Source organism: Mucilaginibacter sp. P1_A3, from assembly GCF_056406855.1.
The window spans coordinates 194391-210874 of sequence record NZ_JBFTZJ010000013.1; the positions used below are offsets into that span (position 1 = coordinate 194391).

17 protein-coding genes are annotated in these 16484 nt (G+C 41.7%); 9 read left to right on the plus strand and 8 right to left on the minus strand.

Annotation, left to right across the window (positions count from 1 at the left end; all coding sequences use genetic code 11):
* Positions 1-4 precede the first annotated feature (4 nt).
* The gene (gene aat / locus AC1D0K_RS25755; RefSeq protein WP_477393531.1) at positions 5-643 is read left to right on the plus strand and encodes a leucyl/phenylalanyl-tRNA--protein transferase; all 639 of its coding nucleotides are present in this window, start codon (positions 5-7) and stop codon (positions 641-643) included.
* A gap of 19 nt (positions 644-662) precedes the next feature.
* Complete coding sequence (gene ruvC / locus AC1D0K_RS25760) at positions 663-1244, plus strand: crossover junction endodeoxyribonuclease RuvC (RefSeq protein WP_295718272.1); 582 nt, start codon at positions 663-665, stop codon at positions 1242-1244.
* A 221-nt stretch (positions 1245-1465) separates the two neighbouring features.
* Here the strand turns inward: ruvC and AC1D0K_RS25765 are convergent, their stop codons facing one another.
* From AC1D0K_RS25765 to AC1D0K_RS25775, 3 genes are all read right to left on the minus strand, one after another.
* Complete coding sequence (locus AC1D0K_RS25765; protein ID WP_295718304.1) at positions 1466-1858, minus strand: HIT family protein; 393 nt, start codon at positions 1856-1858, stop codon at positions 1466-1468.
* A gap of 113 nt (positions 1859-1971) precedes the next feature.
* Positions 1972-2445: a transcription elongation factor GreA gene (gene greA / locus AC1D0K_RS25770; protein WP_295718269.1), complete on the minus strand. Its 474-nt coding sequence runs from the start codon at positions 2443-2445 to the stop codon at positions 1972-1974.
* 277 nt (positions 2446-2722) lie between these two features.
* Positions 2723-3652: an NAD(P)-dependent oxidoreductase gene (locus tag AC1D0K_RS25775; protein WP_477393534.1), complete on the minus strand. Its 930-nt coding sequence runs from the start codon at positions 3650-3652 to the stop codon at positions 2723-2725.
* A 195-nt stretch (positions 3653-3847) separates the two neighbouring features.
* On the opposite strand from AC1D0K_RS25775, the gene AC1D0K_RS25780 reads away from it, so the two are divergent.
* The 3 genes from AC1D0K_RS25780 (at position 3848) to AC1D0K_RS25790 (ending at position 6017) form a co-directional block, all read left to right on the plus strand.
* The gene (locus AC1D0K_RS25780) at positions 3848-4402 is read left to right on the plus strand and encodes a hypothetical protein (RefSeq protein WP_477393536.1); all 555 of its coding nucleotides are present in this window, start codon (positions 3848-3850) and stop codon (positions 4400-4402) included.
* Between the two features lie 294 nt (positions 4403-4696).
* Positions 4697-5680, plus strand: a complete 984-nt coding sequence (locus AC1D0K_RS25785; RefSeq protein WP_477393538.1) for a pyruvate dehydrogenase complex E1 component subunit beta — start codon at positions 4697-4699, stop codon at positions 5678-5680.
* A gap of 118 nt (positions 5681-5798) precedes the next feature.
* Entirely contained in the window at positions 5799-6017 is a 219-nt protein-coding gene (locus AC1D0K_RS25790) for a zinc ribbon domain-containing protein YjdM (protein ID WP_477393540.1), read from the plus strand.
* Positions 6018-6236: 219 nt separating this feature from the next.
* Here the strand turns inward: AC1D0K_RS25790 and AC1D0K_RS25795 are convergent, their stop codons facing one another.
* Positions 6237-8321 (minus strand): IPT/TIG domain-containing protein, encoded by a 2085-nt coding sequence (locus AC1D0K_RS25795; RefSeq protein ID WP_477393542.1) that lies wholly within the window; start codon positions 8319-8321, stop codon positions 6237-6239.
* Between the two features lie 160 nt (positions 8322-8481).
* Between AC1D0K_RS25795 and AC1D0K_RS25800 the strand changes: the two genes are divergently transcribed.
* Positions 8482-8985, plus strand: a complete 504-nt coding sequence (locus tag AC1D0K_RS25800; RefSeq protein ID WP_477393544.1) for a hypothetical protein — start codon at positions 8482-8484, stop codon at positions 8983-8985.
* A gap of 225 nt (positions 8986-9210) precedes the next feature.
* On the opposite strand, the gene AC1D0K_RS25805 is transcribed toward AC1D0K_RS25800, so the two are convergent.
* The 3 genes from AC1D0K_RS25805 to AC1D0K_RS25815 all read right to left on the minus strand — a co-directional run bounded on the left by AC1D0K_RS25805 (position 9211) and on the right by AC1D0K_RS25815 (position 12117).
* Positions 9211-9906 (minus strand): molybdopterin-dependent oxidoreductase, encoded by a 696-nt coding sequence (locus tag AC1D0K_RS25805; protein ID WP_477393546.1) that lies wholly within the window; start codon positions 9904-9906, stop codon positions 9211-9213.
* A 152-nt stretch (positions 9907-10058) separates the two neighbouring features.
* On the minus strand, positions 10059-11132 hold the full coding sequence (gene prfA / locus AC1D0K_RS25810; protein ID WP_295718247.1) for a peptide chain release factor 1: 1074 nt from the start codon (positions 11130-11132) through the stop codon (positions 10059-10061).
* Between the two features lie 211 nt (positions 11133-11343).
* A complete protein-coding gene (locus AC1D0K_RS25815; protein ID WP_477393549.1) occupies positions 11344-12117 on the minus strand; it encodes a UDP-2,3-diacylglucosamine diphosphatase in 774 nt (257 codons plus the stop codon).
* Positions 12118-12264: 147 nt separating this feature from the next.
* Between AC1D0K_RS25815 and AC1D0K_RS25820 the strand changes: the two genes are divergently transcribed.
* Positions 12265-12495, plus strand: a complete 231-nt coding sequence (locus AC1D0K_RS25820) for a hypothetical protein (protein ID WP_295718241.1) — start codon at positions 12265-12267, stop codon at positions 12493-12495.
* A gap of 120 nt (positions 12496-12615) precedes the next feature.
* Positions 12616-12960: a hypothetical protein gene (locus AC1D0K_RS25825; RefSeq protein WP_477393551.1), complete on the plus strand. Its 345-nt coding sequence runs from the start codon at positions 12616-12618 to the stop codon at positions 12958-12960.
* A gap of 55 nt (positions 12961-13015) precedes the next feature.
* On the opposite strand, the gene AC1D0K_RS25830 is transcribed toward AC1D0K_RS25825, so the two are convergent.
* The gene (locus AC1D0K_RS25830) at positions 13016-13771 is read right to left on the minus strand and encodes a hypothetical protein (protein ID WP_295718236.1); all 756 of its coding nucleotides are present in this window, start codon (positions 13769-13771) and stop codon (positions 13016-13018) included.
* Positions 13772-14088: 317 nt separating this feature from the next.
* Here AC1D0K_RS25830 and AC1D0K_RS25835 point away from each other — a divergent pair, with 317 nt between their 5' ends.
* Complete coding sequence (locus AC1D0K_RS25835; protein WP_477393554.1) at positions 14089-16209, plus strand: prolyl oligopeptidase family serine peptidase; 2121 nt, start codon at positions 14089-14091, stop codon at positions 16207-16209.
* Positions 16210-16484: the final 275 nt, after the last annotated feature.

A 16484-nucleotide genomic window follows, 5' to 3' on the forward strand; every position in this document is an offset into this window, starting at 1 on the left:
CCTGATGATATTCAGGCTTGATGAACAGTTATTATTTCCTGAGCCCGATCTGGCCGAACCAGACGGGCTTTTGGCTGTAGGCGGCGACCTTTCAACACCAAGGTTGCTACTCGCTTATCAAAACGGCATCTTCCCCTGGTATAGTGATGATACGCCCATTCTTTGGTATTCGCCTCATGAACGTTTTGTGCTTTATCCGCAGGAACTAAAAGTCTCTAAATCAATGCGGCAGGTTCTGCGATCAGGCAAATTCAGGGTTACCACCAATACCTGCTTCGCCGAAGTGATAAAAGCTTGCTCGGTTGCCCCGCGTGAGGGGCAGGACGGTACCTGGATAACGGATGATATGCAGGCAGCTTATATTAAACTCCATCAAGACGGTTACGCCCATTCTGTTGAAGTATGGGAGCAAAACGAATTGGTTGGTGGCTTATATGGTATGTGGGTTGGTGAGGTTTTTTGTGGTGAAAGTATGTTTAGTCGCGTCAGTAATGCTTCAAAAGCAGCGTTGATCTACCTGTGCCAAACCAACAGGTTTAAATTAATAGACTGCCAGGTACACACCAGTCACCTGGAATCAATGGGGGCAAGGATGATAAGCCGCGAGCAATATATAGCCGTTTTGCACAATAGTTTGCTTTGATTGGTTAACTTTGAAGGGTATGCAGCAGGCCAACACAAAAGAGAGAATAATATTAGGCATCGACCCCGGTACAGCAGTTATGGGCTACGGATTGGTTAAGGAAACAGGTCCCAAAATTGAGCTTATCGCCCTTGGTGTTGTAAAAATGGAAAAGCTGGATGATCATATGCTGAAGCTGCAGCGCATCTTTGAAAAAACGGTTGCCCTTATTGACAACTACCACCCGGATTGCCTGGCCATTGAAGCGCCCTTTTACGGCAAAAACATACAGGTAATGCTTAAACTGGGCAGGGCGCAAGGGGTGGCAATAGCCGCCGCACTTTCGCGCAATTTGGATATTACAGAATATGCTCCCCGTAAAATAAAACAATCTATAACCGGTAATGGTAATGCAACCAAAGAGCAGGTAGCAGCCATGCTGCAAAACCTCCTCAGTTTTAAAGAAACTCCCGACTTTTTAGATGCTACGGATGGACTGGCCGTAGCTGTTTGTCACTCCTTCCAAAGAATGAGCACCGGTAGCAAATCCAGCTCGGGCAGTAAAAAATCTTATTCGGGCTGGGATACCTTTGTGAAGGATAACGCGAAAAGGGTGGTATAGATGTGCAGATTTCAGATGTGCGAGTGTGCAGATGTGGAATAAAGCAAAAAAAACGCGTCATTGCGAGGTACGAAGCAATCTCCATACTATACAGAGCGAACAAATAGGTGTTAAACTTTTACAGCGGACCTGCCTGTGTAGAGATTGCTTCGTACCTGCAATGACGACGGTTATAAGTCTTACTTATGTTAAAAACAATATTTGCAAGTTTAGCTCATCCTTTAAAACGCCGCTTTGATCTTATCCTTGGTAGCGCTTAGCTCCTCGTTGGTAAAGCTCAATTTGGGGCGGGAGAAGTTAAGGTCATTCACCTGGTTCATGGGGATGAGGTGGATATGTGCATGTGGAACTTCAAGGCCAATCACCGCTACACCAACCTTTTTGCAGGGAATGGCTTTTTTAATGGCAGTTGCCACTATTTTAGCGAAGATCTGCAGGCCCGTATAGGTTTCATCATCAAGATCGAAAATATAATCAACCTCCTTTTTAGGGATCACCAGCACATGGCCTTCTGCCAGCGGACTAATATCTAAAAAAGCCAAAAACTCGTTACTCTCGGCCACAACATGTGCCGGGATCTCGCCTGCTATAATTTTTGAAAAGATGGTCATGATTGGTGAGTGGTTGATTAAGTTGATAGGGTGAGTTGTCGCATTTACAGATGGTTTATTGGTTGATTAAATGAATTGTTATAAAACCACTCACTTAATCAACCATTCGCCAATAACTACCTACTCACTTCCAGTATTTCAAATTCAATTTTTCCTGCCGGTACAGTGATCTCAATTTTTTCGCCTACTCTTTTACCCAACAAGCCCTTTGCAATAGGTGATGCCACAGATATTTTACCGGTTTTCATATCGGCTTCGCTTTCTGCCACCAGCTGGTAGCTCATGGTAGCGCCGTTTTTAAGGTTTTTTATTTTTACTATGGATAAGGCAAGCACCTTTGATAAATCCAGTTTAGATTCATCCAGCAAGCGTGCGTTTGCCAAAGTTTCCTGCATTTGGGATATTTTAGCCTCATGAAGCCCCTGGGCTTCTTTTGCGGCATCATATTCCGCGTTTTCTGATAAATCGCCTTTATCGCGGGCTTCGGCAATAGCTTTTGATATATCCGAACGTCCGGTTGTTTTTAACCTCTGTAATTCTTCTTTTAATTTCTCTAAACCCTCTTTGGTAAAGTATGATACCTCTGCCATAACACCTAAATTAATTATTGTTTATTCTATTGGTTATCCAAAAAAAACCGCCCTCCCTTTATAAGAAGGACGCAATGACTATAAAAACAAACAAGACTATATGGGCCATGCCTACATAGTCTTGTTTCTGTATTTAACGAAGATAAGTGATTTAAATTTTAATTACCAAATTTTTTTGGAAAGGTGAGTGGTTGATTAAGTTGATTAGGTGAATGGTTTGCTAAATGGTATTAAACATCAAACCTAATTAACTACTCACCTAATCAACCTAATCAACCTAATTAATCAAATTAATCAGTTTCTCGGCCATTACTTCACTTATTTTACGGTACGAGTCGAATGTCCAGCCGGCAACATGCGGACTTAATATTACTTTACCACTTTGGCGCAGCTCATCAAACCAGGCTTGTTCTGTAAGGGCAGGGAATTTTTCTACTTCCAGCACATCAAGTCCTGCGCCTATGATTTTGCCCTGTTTAATGGCATTTAATACCGCGCTTACTTTGGCGGTTTTACCACGCGATGTATTGATGAAAAATATGGGCTTTTTAAAATGGAACAAATACTCGTCATCCACCAGGCCGTTGGTTTCGGCAGTGAGGGGTACGTGTACGCTCAATACGTCGCTATGTTTAATTATTTGCTCCATGCTTACCTCGCGGGCATATCTGTCGCTAAAGCCTGTTTTGTATTTATCATAAGCAATTACATCAACCTGGAAACCAGATAGCTTGCGGGCAAAGCTGTGCCCCATATGGCCGTAGCCGATGATGCCTACTGTTTTGCCTTTCAGCTCGTGCCCGCGGTTGCCTTCACGATCCCATTTACCTGCCCTGATCTCGGCATCGCCCCGGTTAAGGTTATTCATAAGGGACAGCAGCAAGCCTATGGCGTGCTCGCCTACGGCATCAGAATTGCCTTCGGGAGCGTTTATAAGGGTTACACCTTTTTGTATGGCGTAGGCCTCGTCAATATTATCCATACCGGCGCCTGCGCGACAAACAAAACGCAAACTGGTAGCTATGTCAAATACCTGTTTGGTTACCAAGAATTTAGAACGGATAACCAGCCCTGCGTAGTCGCCGATGATCTGAAGCGCTTCTTCGGCTTTTATTGTGGGCCTGTAATCGCATTGGTATCCCCTGGCTTCGGCCTGCTCCATAAAAATGGGGTGTACATCATCAACAATAAGAATGTTATTTTTCAACTGAACTATATAATTTTTTATGAACCGCGAATTTACTAAACAACCATGATAGTTACATAGTTACCCATTAATACCTTTACTTATTACAAAATACCGACTAATAGCCTGCCACATTTGCCAACAAAATAAACTGGCACGGGAATAGCAAGGATAAAGCAGGAGACCTGGTCCCGCTAAAATTAAAATCTAAATACCATGATGACAATAAAAAAAATAGGCACCGATATAAAGCTCTATTCTGAAAAGCTCTCGCACGATGGGTTTAAACAGGTATTTGACCATATAGATCAATTCAAGATTAAAAAAGGAGTTGATAAAATGGGGCTTGATAAATTTATAAATCAATGCGCTATAATGGCTGCCGGCACCGGAGCCTTATCAGGCAGCGGCGGCGTTTTAACCATGATAGTGGGGATGCCTGTTGATGTAGTGAACCTGATTACACAACAATTTAGGGTAACTATGGCTATAATGTACTACAACCGGGGCGGCTATCAAATGGGCTTTGAAGAATTTATGAAGCTGGTGGCTATTTCTTTTAAGGTAGAAACCGGCGTAGCCCTCACCAAAACAATGATGGAGGGTATAGCCGAAAAGATAATCCTTAACCTGGGAGTACGCACAGCCGAAAGATTAATACCCGTTGTAGGTGCTGTAATTGGCGGCACAACCAATTACCTGTTCATTAAACGGATGGCGAAATCAGTTAAAGAGTTGCAGGCCCAGCCTGTAGTGATACAGGTGGGTTAATAACAATTACCCCGCCATTTAGCTATATAAAAACAGCGATAAGTCTACATTTTATCGCTGTTTTTGTATTTGCCAGTTTTATAAAGCAAATATTTTTATCAACTTAACTGCTTATCGGCTTTCGGCAAGCGTTTTTAGCGACGGGAATTTCATTGTGGATAGGGTTTATGCTACCAATGTAGCATATTTTGTAAAATATATGTGTTAAAAATGCAAAGTACATGACCTGCAATTGCATTTCACACATTAGTGATTATATTTGCGGTCGCAAAAAACATCATTTTATATAATATAATGAGAGAAATACAATTCAGAGAAGCGCTACGTGAGGCCATGGTCGAAGAAATGCGCAACGACGATAAGATATACCTGATGGGTGAAGAGGTTGCTGAATACAACGGAGCCTATAAAGTAAGCCAGGGTATGCTGGATGAATTTGGTGCTAAACGCGTTATTGATACGCCCATCTCTGAATTAGGCTTTGCCGGTATAGGCATTGGCTCGGCCATGAATGGTTTACGCCCCATCATCGAGTTCATGACCTTTAACTTTTCGTTAGTGGCTATTGATCAGATCATCAACGGTGCAGCCAAGATCATGTCAATGAGTGGTGGCCAGTTTTCGGTGCCTATCGTTTTTCGCGGTCCAACCGGTAACGCGGGTATGCTTAGCTCACAGCACAGCCAGTGCTTTGAGAACTGGTATGCCAACTGCCCGGGTTTAAAAGTGGTAGTACCATCAAACCCATATGATGCAAAAGGATTACTAAAATCAGCAATACTTGATCCGGATCCGGTTATTTTCATGGAATCTGAATTAATGTATGGCGATAAAGGCTTAGTGCCCGAAGAAACTTACTATATCGAGATTGGTAAAGCTAAGGTAGTATCTGAAGGTAGTGATGTAACTTTGGTAGGTTTTGGTAAAATCATGAAAGTGGTTATTGCAGCAGCGGCCGAACTTGCTAAAGAAGGTATCAGCGCCGAAGTGATTGACCTGCGTACAGTACGCCCTATTGATTACGCTACGGTTATCAATTCGGTTAAAAAAACAAACCGTTTGGTTATAGTTGAAGAAAGCTGGCCTTTAGGTTCAATTGCTACCGAGGTTGCTTTTAAAGTACAAAAAGATGCATTTGATTACCTTGATGCGCCTATTCTGCGTATTATGGGTGGCGATGTGCCTTTGCCTTATGCACCAACTTTAATACAGGAATACCTGCCAAACCCAGAAAGGGTTATTAAAGCGGTTAAAGAGGTAATGTACGTTACCAAATAATACACGATTACATGATTTTTAGGATGGACAGGATTTCATTTCCTGTCGCCTTTAGATTTTAAATATACAAAGAGCCCCGTATTCAACTACCGGGCTCTTTATTTTTATACAGTTAACAATGGAAACATCAAACGTAAAAGACAGCAACGGCAACATTCTTAAAGATGGCGATTCGGTAACACTGATTAAAACCTTAAAAGTTAAAGGTGGCGGTACCACCCTTAAACAAGGTACATTGGTAAAAAAGATCCGTCTTACCGATGATGACCAGGAAGTGGATTGTAAAATAGATGGAATGAGCATTGTGCTCAGGACAGAATTTTTGAAAAAGAGGTAATTAGTGTAATCTAATCCCAAAAGAGAAATAGCTATATAACCATGGCATTGTAAGGTACAAAGCATTCGCAAACGCTGCAAGTCCGCGCTGTACGGTATGCGATTACTTTGTACGTATTCCATAGCATACTATAAAAAACGAAGTCATACTGATTGCCTGTTTAAGCTCCCCAACAGCACGGGTAACAAAGTGATATAACCTACATTTGGGGGCTCTTTACTAAAGATCGCTTGCCTTGGCGATAAATAACTGAGGATTTAACGAGCCTGATGACCCTGCTATAAATACATAGCCGTTATTCACTATTGCAAAGCCGTTGTCAAATCCGGATGGACCTAAAAAGGCAGCTCCAATGGTTTCGGAAAGCATTGTCCAGCTATCGCCTGTTGTATTGTATTTGTATATGCTACGATAGGTTGAATTAGGAAAATTGCCTGAAAGATCGCTGGAAACATAGCCTGTATTTTTATAAGTAAAGGCGAAGCAGCCAAATTTTGGCATATTGAAATCATTAGCCTTTTTCCAGGTATTGTTAACAGGGTTGTAGCTGTACAATTTGTAATCGGGTGTGTATATTGCCCCTCCACCAACAAAAGCCAAACCATTTAAAACCAGGGAAGTTGAGCGTACTCGTGCACCCGGATCGTTGCCCGGATAGTCAGCTACCTGTTTCCAGGTATCCGTAATAGTGTCGTAATTATAAAATGTGTTGTTTGCGATAAGATTATTATCGTACATATTCCCGGCATAGTTACCTAATCCAATAAACACATTGCTGCCTATAGAAAACATTGTTGACGAATAACGCACCTTGTCCGGGTAATCAGCTTTGTGCGTCCATTTATTCAAGGCGGGGTCATATTCCCAAAAATTATTGGTTTTGTCAGATGTATATAAATAGGCTTTATTGGCTGTTGAGGTTATTTCGCAGTGATCAATAGTAAATGGTATTTTAATTTCCTGCCATGTATAAGTTGCAGCATTAAATTTCCACAATGATTTATGCAGGTAGTCAGATTCTGTTGGCGGGGCCAACACGTATGAGTTGTTGTTTATTGTAAAAGCCCCGGCTGTGGAGGATATTGCAAAAGGGAACGCACCGGCAACCATCACCCATGTATCCTTAAGGGTTACATCATATTGATAAGTAACTTCCTGATCAAGAAATTTAACTTTCACGGTCGCCTTTTTGCGGGGGTAAGGGCCCTGGGGTAAATTTGTGGTGAGTTCTGTGGTTGAACCGCTAAGTATTTGGTTTTCATTGCCTTCAAAAAAAACGCGGTTTTTATAAGCAAGTGGATTAAAGTATTTTCCTTTAATAGTAATGATATCCCGCAATACCCCGTTGCCATTAACTGCATTAGCATAACCGGATGGGGTTATGGATGTAATTTCAGGAGTCTTTACGCTAAATTTATTGTTTGCAATAATCGTTTGAAGCTGTGCCTTAACTGTTAGCGAATTAACAACAGTTTCCATATCATCAGGAACAACTATTTTTAATTGTTTGCTATTGGCCTTTACTACCGGTATTTTGATATTCCCAATATGCACTTCATTTAGCTCAGGTATCCGGTTAAAATGATCGCCATTGATAATAACGGTGTCCCTGAAAGTGGCAACGGGTGTAAAACCGGTTATAACAGGCTTATTTAAAACAAATTTATTTGTTACCGTATCTATTATACTGCTGTAATTAAACGTGATTAGCGGAGTAATCTGATCAATACTTGAAGGTATGGTAAATTTTAAAGTGCTGTCATTATGTAAATAAACACTGGCGTATTGAATCCCGAACCTAACTAAAAGCAGGCTTTGATTAAGGTACTTACCTTTAACAGTGATGGTATCGCCAATATCGGCATTTAGCGGAGAAATGGAACCGATTTTTACGTGCTTTCCACCCACCGAAATAAAAGACTTATGGTTATAAACAGTATACAGATTGGTGTTTGTTAAGCTGTAGGGGGCATAAAAATAAGTTTTTCCCTTCTCTAACCCTGTATTGATATCAACTTTAAAAGAGCCAATAGCGATAGGCGATGTTTGCTTGTACATTTGCCTGTAAGTAGCTAAAGTACTGTCAGTTGAAATTACAAAACCAACCTCTTTTACATCGGATGGCAATTGATGTATTTCGCCCCGGATAGTTACGCCTCCATCCGGATAGGTAGTTGTAGATTTAGCTTCAATTGCAGGCCCGTTTACTGGTTGTATTACCTCCGGTTTATCCTTTTTACAGCCTATAAATGTCAGAAATAAAAAATAGAATATTGTAAAAAGGCAGATTGTACAGCGTTTCATATTTTGATAAGGGGTTCGTTTGGGCAAAGGTAATATAACCCATCTTATTTTGACCAAAAAACATCTCGTGATTTATTATTCACAAAATATGCGATTGAAACCTACTCTTTAGCACCTTTATGCATAAATTGCCTATTTTAGGCACACAAACACCATGAGCATGCGAAATCTCTTTTCAAAAGGCATAAAGTCCTTTTCTTTGATCTTGTTAGTATCGGCCATTTGCGGCACTGCATCAGCCCAAACTACACCTGCGGTAAAAACCGAAACTGTAGCTAAAGCTCCCGCGGGGTTAATTACCCCAACTATCCTGATTGAAAAGTTTTTTAAAAGTTACGATAAAGAGAGTACCACAAAAGCGATGATTGATATTTTTAAAACCAATCCGCTTATTGATACAAACAGCCTGGTACGGCTAATTACTAAAATAGACACCACCCGCAGTATAATAGGCCCATATATGGGTAAGGATTTAATTGTGCAGCGTAAGGCATCCAATAGCTTAATACTTTACAGCTACCTTGTAAAGCACCAAACACAACCGCTGAGGTTTACTTTTATGTTTTATAAACCTAAAAACGAATGGGTTATTTACCGCCTTTATTTTGACGATTCGGTTAGCAGTGAACTGGAGCAATCTGCTAAAATATCAGCAAAACCGTAAAGGAGCTAAAGGCTTAAAGCAGAAAGTTTTTATATCAGATGCTGTCTAAACAAAAACAGGTCGTCATTGCGAGGTACGAAGCAATCTCTACATAGGCAGATCGAACTAGCATAGTCTCCTCTGTACTGCATAGAGATTGCTTCGTGCCTCGCAATGACGACGCGGATACGTATTTCATTAGATGTAAAAAAAAAATCCCAAGGCTTTCTGCCTTAAGCTTTCAGCTTAGTCGCTGTAACGGTCATTACGCCAGGGGTAGGCGGTGTTTGAATAGCCGCGATCTTCCCAAAAGCCTAATTTATTTTCCGTTAAAAACTCAATACGCTTTATCCATTTGGAGCCTTTCCAGGCATAAAGCTGTGGGGTGATCATGCGTACCGGGCCGCCGTGCTCTATTGGTAGCGGTTGCCCTTCAAAAGTATGTACCAATAATACGTCAGGCTTTAAAGCTTCTTCCAGCGATATATTGGTGGTGTAAGTATCATATCCATAACACATCACGTGGGTAGCATTTTCATGAGGATGTACCAGGGCGGCAAGATCGAGGAGGCTTACACCTTTCCATGGCATATTTAGTTTTGACCATGTGGTAACACAATGAAAATCGGAGGTGTCTTTTGTTTGTGGCAGATCCATAAACTGTTTCCAGGAGAGTTTTACCGGGTTTTCAACAGCGCCATCAATAGTTAGTCGCCAGCGATCAATAGGTATATTGGGCTGATAACCGAGATCAAGCACCGGCCATTTTACAGTTATAGTTTGCCCTATTGGTACAGCCGGCATACCATGCCGGTTTATCCCGCCCGATCCGCGTGGCGCATCATCCGCAACAGAAGGCGTAAGCTTCATCTTTTCCTCAAACCGGGCCTTCAACTTCATACGGGCCTCAATAATACGATTCAGTTTTTCTGGCTCTTCCATAATATTAAAGTTACGAAAAAGCTTAAAGCACAAAGCGGAAGGCCGAAAGCTTTTTTTGGAAAAGGAAAAGGCTTCGAGCATTATGCTAAAAGCCTTTAATATAAATTTTCAATGAAAAGCTTTCGGTCTTTAGCTTTAAGCTTTTTGCTCTCTTAAGCTACAGTTCCTTCTTTAAGTTTTTCGGCATTTTCTGCAAACTGTAAGGCTTCCATTATCTCCTGTAAGTCGCCGTTTAGTACACCGGGCAGGTTGTATATGGTAAGGCCAATACGGTGCTCTGTTAAGCGGCCTTGTGGGTAGTTATAGGTACGCACCTTGGCCGATCTGTCACCTGTTGAAACCATGGTTTTACGCTTTTTAGAGGTTATTTCCAGGTGCTTTTGAAGCTCCATTTCATAAACCCTTGAGCGAAGTACCTGTAATGCTTTATCGTAATTTTTCAACTGCGATTTTTGATCCTGGCATTGTGCCACAATACCCGTGGGGATGTGGGTTAACCTTACGGCCGAATAAGTGGTATTCACCGACTGGCCGCCCGGGCCCGATGCGCAGAAAAGGTCCTTACGGATATCGCTCACCTGCAAATCAATATCAAATTCATCAACCTCTGGCAATACCACAACCGATGCAGCCGATGTATGCACGCGGCCCTGTGTTTCAGTATCCGGTACCCGTTGCACGCGGTGCACGCCCGATTCATATTTTAATGTACCGTAAGCATCCTCGGCATTAACGTTGAATACAATTTCTTTGTAGCCACCACTGGTACCTTCGGTATAATCAACCAATTCTGTTTTCCAGCCGCGTTTCTCGCAATAGCGCATATACATGCGGTAAAGATCGCCGGCAAACAAAGCAGCTTCGTCGCCACCAGTTCCGCCACGGATCTCCACAAGCGCATTTTTAGAATCCTCGGGATCTTTAGGGATCAGCATCAAACGGATTTGCTCTTCTTTTTCTTCCTGTTGAGTTAACAGCTCGTCCAATTCGGATTTGGCCATATCGCGAAACTCTTCGTCCTTTTCAGTAGCCAGAATTTCCTTATTGCTGTCAATATTGCTCATGATGTTGCGGTAAATATTATACTCGTCAACAATCTTGGCCAGGTCTTTATATTCTTTATTCAGCTGGGCATAGCGTTTCATGTCCTGCATTACTTCAGGATTGCTCAATTCGCCTTCAACGTTTTTCCAGCGTTGATATATCAGTTCTAATTTCTCTAACATAATCTGTTTTCAATAGCTAATTGAAGCAGCTATATGGATGATGGTCCGGCTAAGAAATGCGTTACGTTTCGGTCGGTTTACAGGCTTGCTTCAAAAAACGCACAAAAATACGCATTTTAGTGCATATATTTTTTCAGGCGATTGTAAGTTCTGCCGAAATAGTAGGTCCTTAGCAAATGACCTTTTGTATATGGTCAATTGTTCCAAAAAACTATTGATTTTGGCCCTCAGACACAGGTTTTTCAAAATATTCCAGCTTTAACTCATGCCCGTCAAATACGGCATAGGTGTAGTAATTTACCCATTCGCCCAGGTTAATGTAGCGGCTATCGGCGTTAAGCGGTATATCCAGGGGTAAATGGCGGTGACCGAAAATGAGAAAATCGTAATAGTTGGTTTTTAGTTCTTCCCGGCAAAAGCTAACCAGCCATTCCTGTTCACCAGGTTTGGGTATTTCTTTTTTCTGATTACTTAAGCGGCTATTGGTTGACCAGTAATTGGCAATGCCCACGCCTAAATTAGGGTGCACCCTGGCAAATAGCCATTGGCAAAACCCGCTTCGGAAAAAGTTTTTTAATAGTTTATAAAAATTGTCGCCCGGTCCAAGGCCATCGCCATGATGAAGGAAAAGTTTTTTTCCATGCCGCTCAATCGTTAATTCATCGCTAATGATAGTTGCGCCAAGTTCATTTTTAAAATAATCAAACATCCACATATCGTGGTTGCCCTTAAATAAATAAAGCTTTACACCGGCATCGGTAAGCTCGGCCAGCTTGCCCAAAAAGCGAATGTATCCTTTGGGTACTACCGCTTTGTATTCATACCAGAAATCAAAAACATCGCCCATCAAAAAAAGTTCGGCGGCATCGGCTTTTATGCTGTCAAGCCAGCGTACTATCCTGTCTTCGCGTTCGCGGCTGGCAGCGTATCCACCGGTGCCTAAATGAAAATCAGAAGCAAAATAAAGTTTGTTACGGGTTGGCATACCTGGCAAAAATACATTTAAAGGCTGAAAGGAAAAAATGAGTATTTCCCCTGGAAACGCGCTGCTTTTGTGAAGAATATAGATGTATATATGCAAACAACAGGTTATCTTTAGGGTTATAAAAGATATATTAAAACAATAGAAATTATGCCACTTCCAGAAAATCCAAATCTTGACGATAACCAGGATGAAAAAGATACCGGTAATGATTATGAACAGAATGAAGGCCAGGACACCGGTAACCAACGCCTGGATAATGATGTAGCCGATACTGCCGGCATTGAAGCCGCTACCCGCGCCTCGGAGGCTGCCTTTACATTAAACCTCGATGATGACATCCCCCCGGTTCAGGACGATAAAAACGAGAAAAAAAAGTAAACATGAATATTTGCGGGTTTGCCGCAATTGAATTTAGTAACACTAATTTTTAATGGATAAATTAAACTTGTCCATTAAAAATTAGTGTTATTCGCAGTTTTCGTGTAATTAATACTCCTTATGAAAAAACTCATACTGCTTTCTTTTTTGGTAGTTGCTGTTGCAGGCACGGCCCGTGCTCAAAATAAGTTTAACGCGGCTGATTTTAAAGCCAACCTGGGTAAAACCGGTACCTTGTGCGATACTGTTTACTCCTTAAAAATAGTAAGCGATACACTTACCCTGCTTAATATGGGTGCCGCTTATCCCCGGCAAAAATATACTGTTGCAGTAAAAGGCAATAAAGTAACGCTCGATTTGGCAAATATTAAAGGTAAAGCCATGTGCGTTACCGGCGTTTTTGAGCTTTTTAAAGATCAACCCGAGGTAGTGGTCAGTCGGCCAAATCAATTTGAAATGCATTAAAACAAAAAAAGGCAACCCGTTAGCAGGTTGCCTTTTCCATGTTTATATAGGTAGATTAAAATTCTTTGTACAAGCCAAATAATAATTGACCTTCTGTAATTGCCTGGTTAGCAACAGTACGCCCAACCACAAGCGTACGAGCGGTATAAGTAATTTTTGGCCCTGTTGAGTTAACATAATTGCCTTTAAGAAATAAACCCCAACCTGCACCTGTATTTAAACGGATAGCAGCGCTGCCGCCATACGCAAAGGCAAATTTATTGGAGCTTTGCTGAATAAACTCCCCTGTTTGCGCATCTACGCCTTGTATCTGCACGGCAACCTGTGGTGTTGCAAAGCTTTTTATCGCTCCGGCTGATGCCCTGAAATCAAAAGCGAATGAATGCCATACCAAAGTGTACTGTGGCCCTAATAAAATGTTAAGGCTTTTGTAGCGTTTGTTGGCTGTAACTACTGATCCATCGGCTTTGTAGTCATCAGTATAACCCTGTGAAAGTTTCAGGTCATCATCATAGGTTAAGTTACCTTGATCCTGGTAGCTTACGGTGTAACCTAAAGCGGCACGTTTGAAAAAATAATGTGCACCATCAATAGAATAAACGATGCCCTTTTTTGCAAAACCAGCTTTAGGGTTGCTGTAATCAGCTACTTTAAATGCGCCAAATGGTTTTGATATACCTGCACCTAAACTTATGTAGCTTTTTGATTTTTCGGGGGCCGCGTCATCATCCTCTTTAACATCCTGAGCTTTTGAGTTAAGCGCAATCAGCATACAAAAAGCTGCAGCAAAAAGTGTAAAAGTTTGTTTCATGTTGTAATAGTCCTAATAATAAATAAGGCTTGCTTTTACCATTCTTATTTGGTTTAGCAAACGTGTAAAAAAATGCATTATTATCATTAACCATACTGATCATCAAAAAATCAGTTGCCGGTAAATAATAATGTATGCCCAAACGGCAAAAGCATCAGCAGATGCCTCATTTTAATTACGGCTGCTAATATAGCTTCCCCTGCTCAATTAAATGGCAGCAAAGGCCAAAATTAACAACTTTTAACCTTTATTAGCCCACTCATTTGCGGGCATCTGGCTCAAATCCCTATCTTTAGTTCCCTGTAATTTAATTTGAGATGAAAAAAACAACCTGTTTATTTGCATTAGCTGTTTTATTTTGCAGCTATACCTACGCGCAAAAAATGAATAATAAAGCACTCCAATACCCCCAAACAAAAAAGGTTGATACCATTGATACTTATTTTGGCACCCAGGTGCCCGATCCTTACCGCTGGCTGGAGAACGACCAGGCCACTGATACCAAGGCATGGGTTAAGGAAGAAAACAAAGTAACCCAAAGCTACTTGAAACAGATCCCTTATCGTGAAGAGATGCGCAAGCGGTTGGAACTTTTATGGAATTATGAAAAGTACAGCGCCCCGTTTAAAGAGGGCAAATATACCTATTTTTATAAAAACGATGGTTTGCAAAGCCAGGCGGTATTGTACCGGCAGGTAGGTGATAATGGAACACCCGAAATGTTTTTGGATCCTAACCACTTCTCTGCCGAGGGTACTACTTCACTACAGGGAATTGATTTTACAAAAAATGGAGATCTGGCGGCATACCAGATCTCGGAGGGTGGATCAGATTGGCGCAAGGTGATCGTCATAAAAACAAGTGATAAAAGTGTTGTAGGCGATACGCTTATTGATGTAAAATTTAGCGGACTGGCCTGGAAGGGTACCTACGGATTTTACTACAGCAGTTATGATAAGCCAAAGGCTGGCAGCCAGCTTTCGGGATTAACGCAGTATCATAAACTATTTTACCATAAACTGGGCACCCCGCAAAGTACCGATAAACTCATTTTTGGTGGCGATAAAACCCCGCGACGTTATATAGGAGCTTACCTTACCGAGGATGAACGCTTCTTGGTGATCACCGCGGCCACATCAACCACGGGGAACGAACTCTATATCCAGGATTTAAGTAAACCCGGCAGCCAGATTGTGAATGTGGTTGATAATTTTGATAACCAGCATTCTGTATTGGATAATGTGGGCAGCAAGCTTTACATTATCACCAATATATATTCGCCAAACTTTAAAATTGTAACGGTTGATGCTGAAAACCCAAGCATTACCCATTGGAAAAACCTGATCCCCGAGACTAAAAATGTACTGAGCGCCAGCACAGCCGGCGGGAAAATTTTTGCAGAATACTTAAAAGATGCCACTTCGTTTGTACAGCAATATGATATGAGCGGAAAGCTGGAGCGTACCATAACATTGCCATCGGTAGGTACTGCCACCGGTTTTGGCGCTAAAAAAGAAGAGAAGGAAACCTATTATACTTTTACAAGCTACGTGTACCCATCAACTATTTTTAAGCTGGATATTGCGAGCGGACAATCAACGGTATATAAAAAATCGGGGGTTAAGTTTGATCCCGAACTGTATGAATCCAAACAGGTGTTTTATACATCGAAGGATAAAACAAAGATCCCGATGATCATCACCTATAAAAAGGGCACTGTACTTAACGGCGAAAATCCATTGATGCTTTATGCTTATGGTGGCTTTGGGGTTAGTTTAACCCCGGCATTCAGCACATCAAACATTATCCTGCTGGAGCATGGCGGTATTTATGCCGTGCCCAACTTACGCGGCGGTGGCGAGTATGGCGAAACCTGGCACCGCAAGGGTATTAAAATGAAGAAACAAAACGTGTTTGATGATTTTATTGCCGCTGCCGAATATCTTATCAAAAACAAATACACCTCAAAAGAGCACCTGGCAGTTTCGGGAGGATCAAACGGTGGCTTATTGATTGGCGCTATGCTTACCCAGCGGCCCGATCTTTTTAAGGTAGCCTTCCCGGCAGTAGGTGTTATGGATATGCTGCGCTATAACAAGTTTACCGCGGGTGCAGGATGGAGCTATGATTATGGCACAGCCGAGGATTCAAAAGAAATGTTTGAATACCTCTATAAATATTCGCCATACCATGCACTAAAACCACTGGAATATCCTGCAACAATGGTTACCACTGCCGATCATGACGACCGTGTGGTACCTGCACATTCCTTTAAATTTGGCTCACGCCTGCAGGAATATCAAAAAGGTACAGAGCCGGTATTAATCCGTATTGAAACAAATGCCGGGCACGGTGCAGGCCAGTCAACTGCGCAGGTAATAAGCGGCCAGGTTGATAAATGGGCCTTTATGTTTTGGAATATGGGCATGAAGTGGTAGTAGGGTTAAAAAGGTGATAGAATTGCGATTCTGTATGTCCGCAAGTTGGTTAGCATGACTTTGATTTGGCTAAAGCCCTTTGGTTCTTTGTTTATCCGTCCCATAAATGGGACGGCAATGAAAGTATATACAAGGATGGCTTTAGCCTAAATATATAGAACGGATGGAGGTTGTGATAGCGAAGAACATACCCCTGCTGTCACACTATCCAACGCGATTTATGTTATTATGGGCTACCAATCTGCCTAAGCTGATCGCGTCTCTACCTTTCGCCT

Coding starts and splice junctions, on each gene's coding strand:
- AC1D0K_RS25830 (WP_295718236.1), bottom strand. CDS start 13,771: ATGAAACAAACTTTTACACTTTTTGCTGCAGCTTTTTGTATGCTGATT.
- AC1D0K_RS25825 (WP_477393551.1), top strand. CDS start 12,616: ATGAAAAAACTCATACTGCTTTCTTTTTTGGTAGTTGCTGTTGCAGGC.
- prfA (WP_295718247.1), bottom strand. CDS start 11,132: ATGTTAGAGAAATTAGAACTGATATATCAACGCTGGAAAAACGTTGAA.
- greA (WP_295718269.1), bottom strand. CDS start 2,445: ATGGCAGAGGTATCATACTTTACCAAAGAGGGTTTAGAGAAATTAAAA.
- AC1D0K_RS25800 (WP_477393544.1), top strand. CDS start 8,482: ATGCGAAATCTCTTTTCAAAAGGCATAAAGTCCTTTTCTTTGATCTTG.
- AC1D0K_RS25790 (WP_477393540.1), top strand. CDS start 5,799: ATGGAAACATCAAACGTAAAAGACAGCAACGGCAACATTCTTAAAGAT.
- AC1D0K_RS25815 (WP_477393549.1), bottom strand. CDS start 12,117: ATGCCAACCCGTAACAAACTTTATTTTGCTTCTGATTTTCATTTAGGC.
- ruvC (WP_295718272.1), top strand. CDS start 663: ATGCAGCAGGCCAACACAAAAGAGAGAATAATATTAGGCATCGACCCC.
- AC1D0K_RS25780 (WP_477393536.1), top strand. CDS start 3,848: ATGATGACAATAAAAAAAATAGGCACCGATATAAAGCTCTATTCTGAA.
- AC1D0K_RS25820 (WP_295718241.1), top strand. CDS start 12,265: ATGCCACTTCCAGAAAATCCAAATCTTGACGATAACCAGGATGAAAAA.
- AC1D0K_RS25835 (WP_477393554.1), top strand. CDS start 14,089: ATGAAAAAAACAACCTGTTTATTTGCATTAGCTGTTTTATTTTGCAGC.
- AC1D0K_RS25795 (WP_477393542.1), bottom strand. CDS start 8,321: ATGAAACGCTGTACAATCTGCCTTTTTACAATATTCTATTTTTTATTT.
- aat (WP_477393531.1), top strand. CDS start 5: ATGATATTCAGGCTTGATGAACAGTTATTATTTCCTGAGCCCGATCTG.
- AC1D0K_RS25805 (WP_477393546.1), bottom strand. CDS start 9,906: ATGGAAGAGCCAGAAAAACTGAATCGTATTATTGAGGCCCGTATGAAG.
- AC1D0K_RS25785 (WP_477393538.1), top strand. CDS start 4,697: ATGAGAGAAATACAATTCAGAGAAGCGCTACGTGAGGCCATGGTCGAA.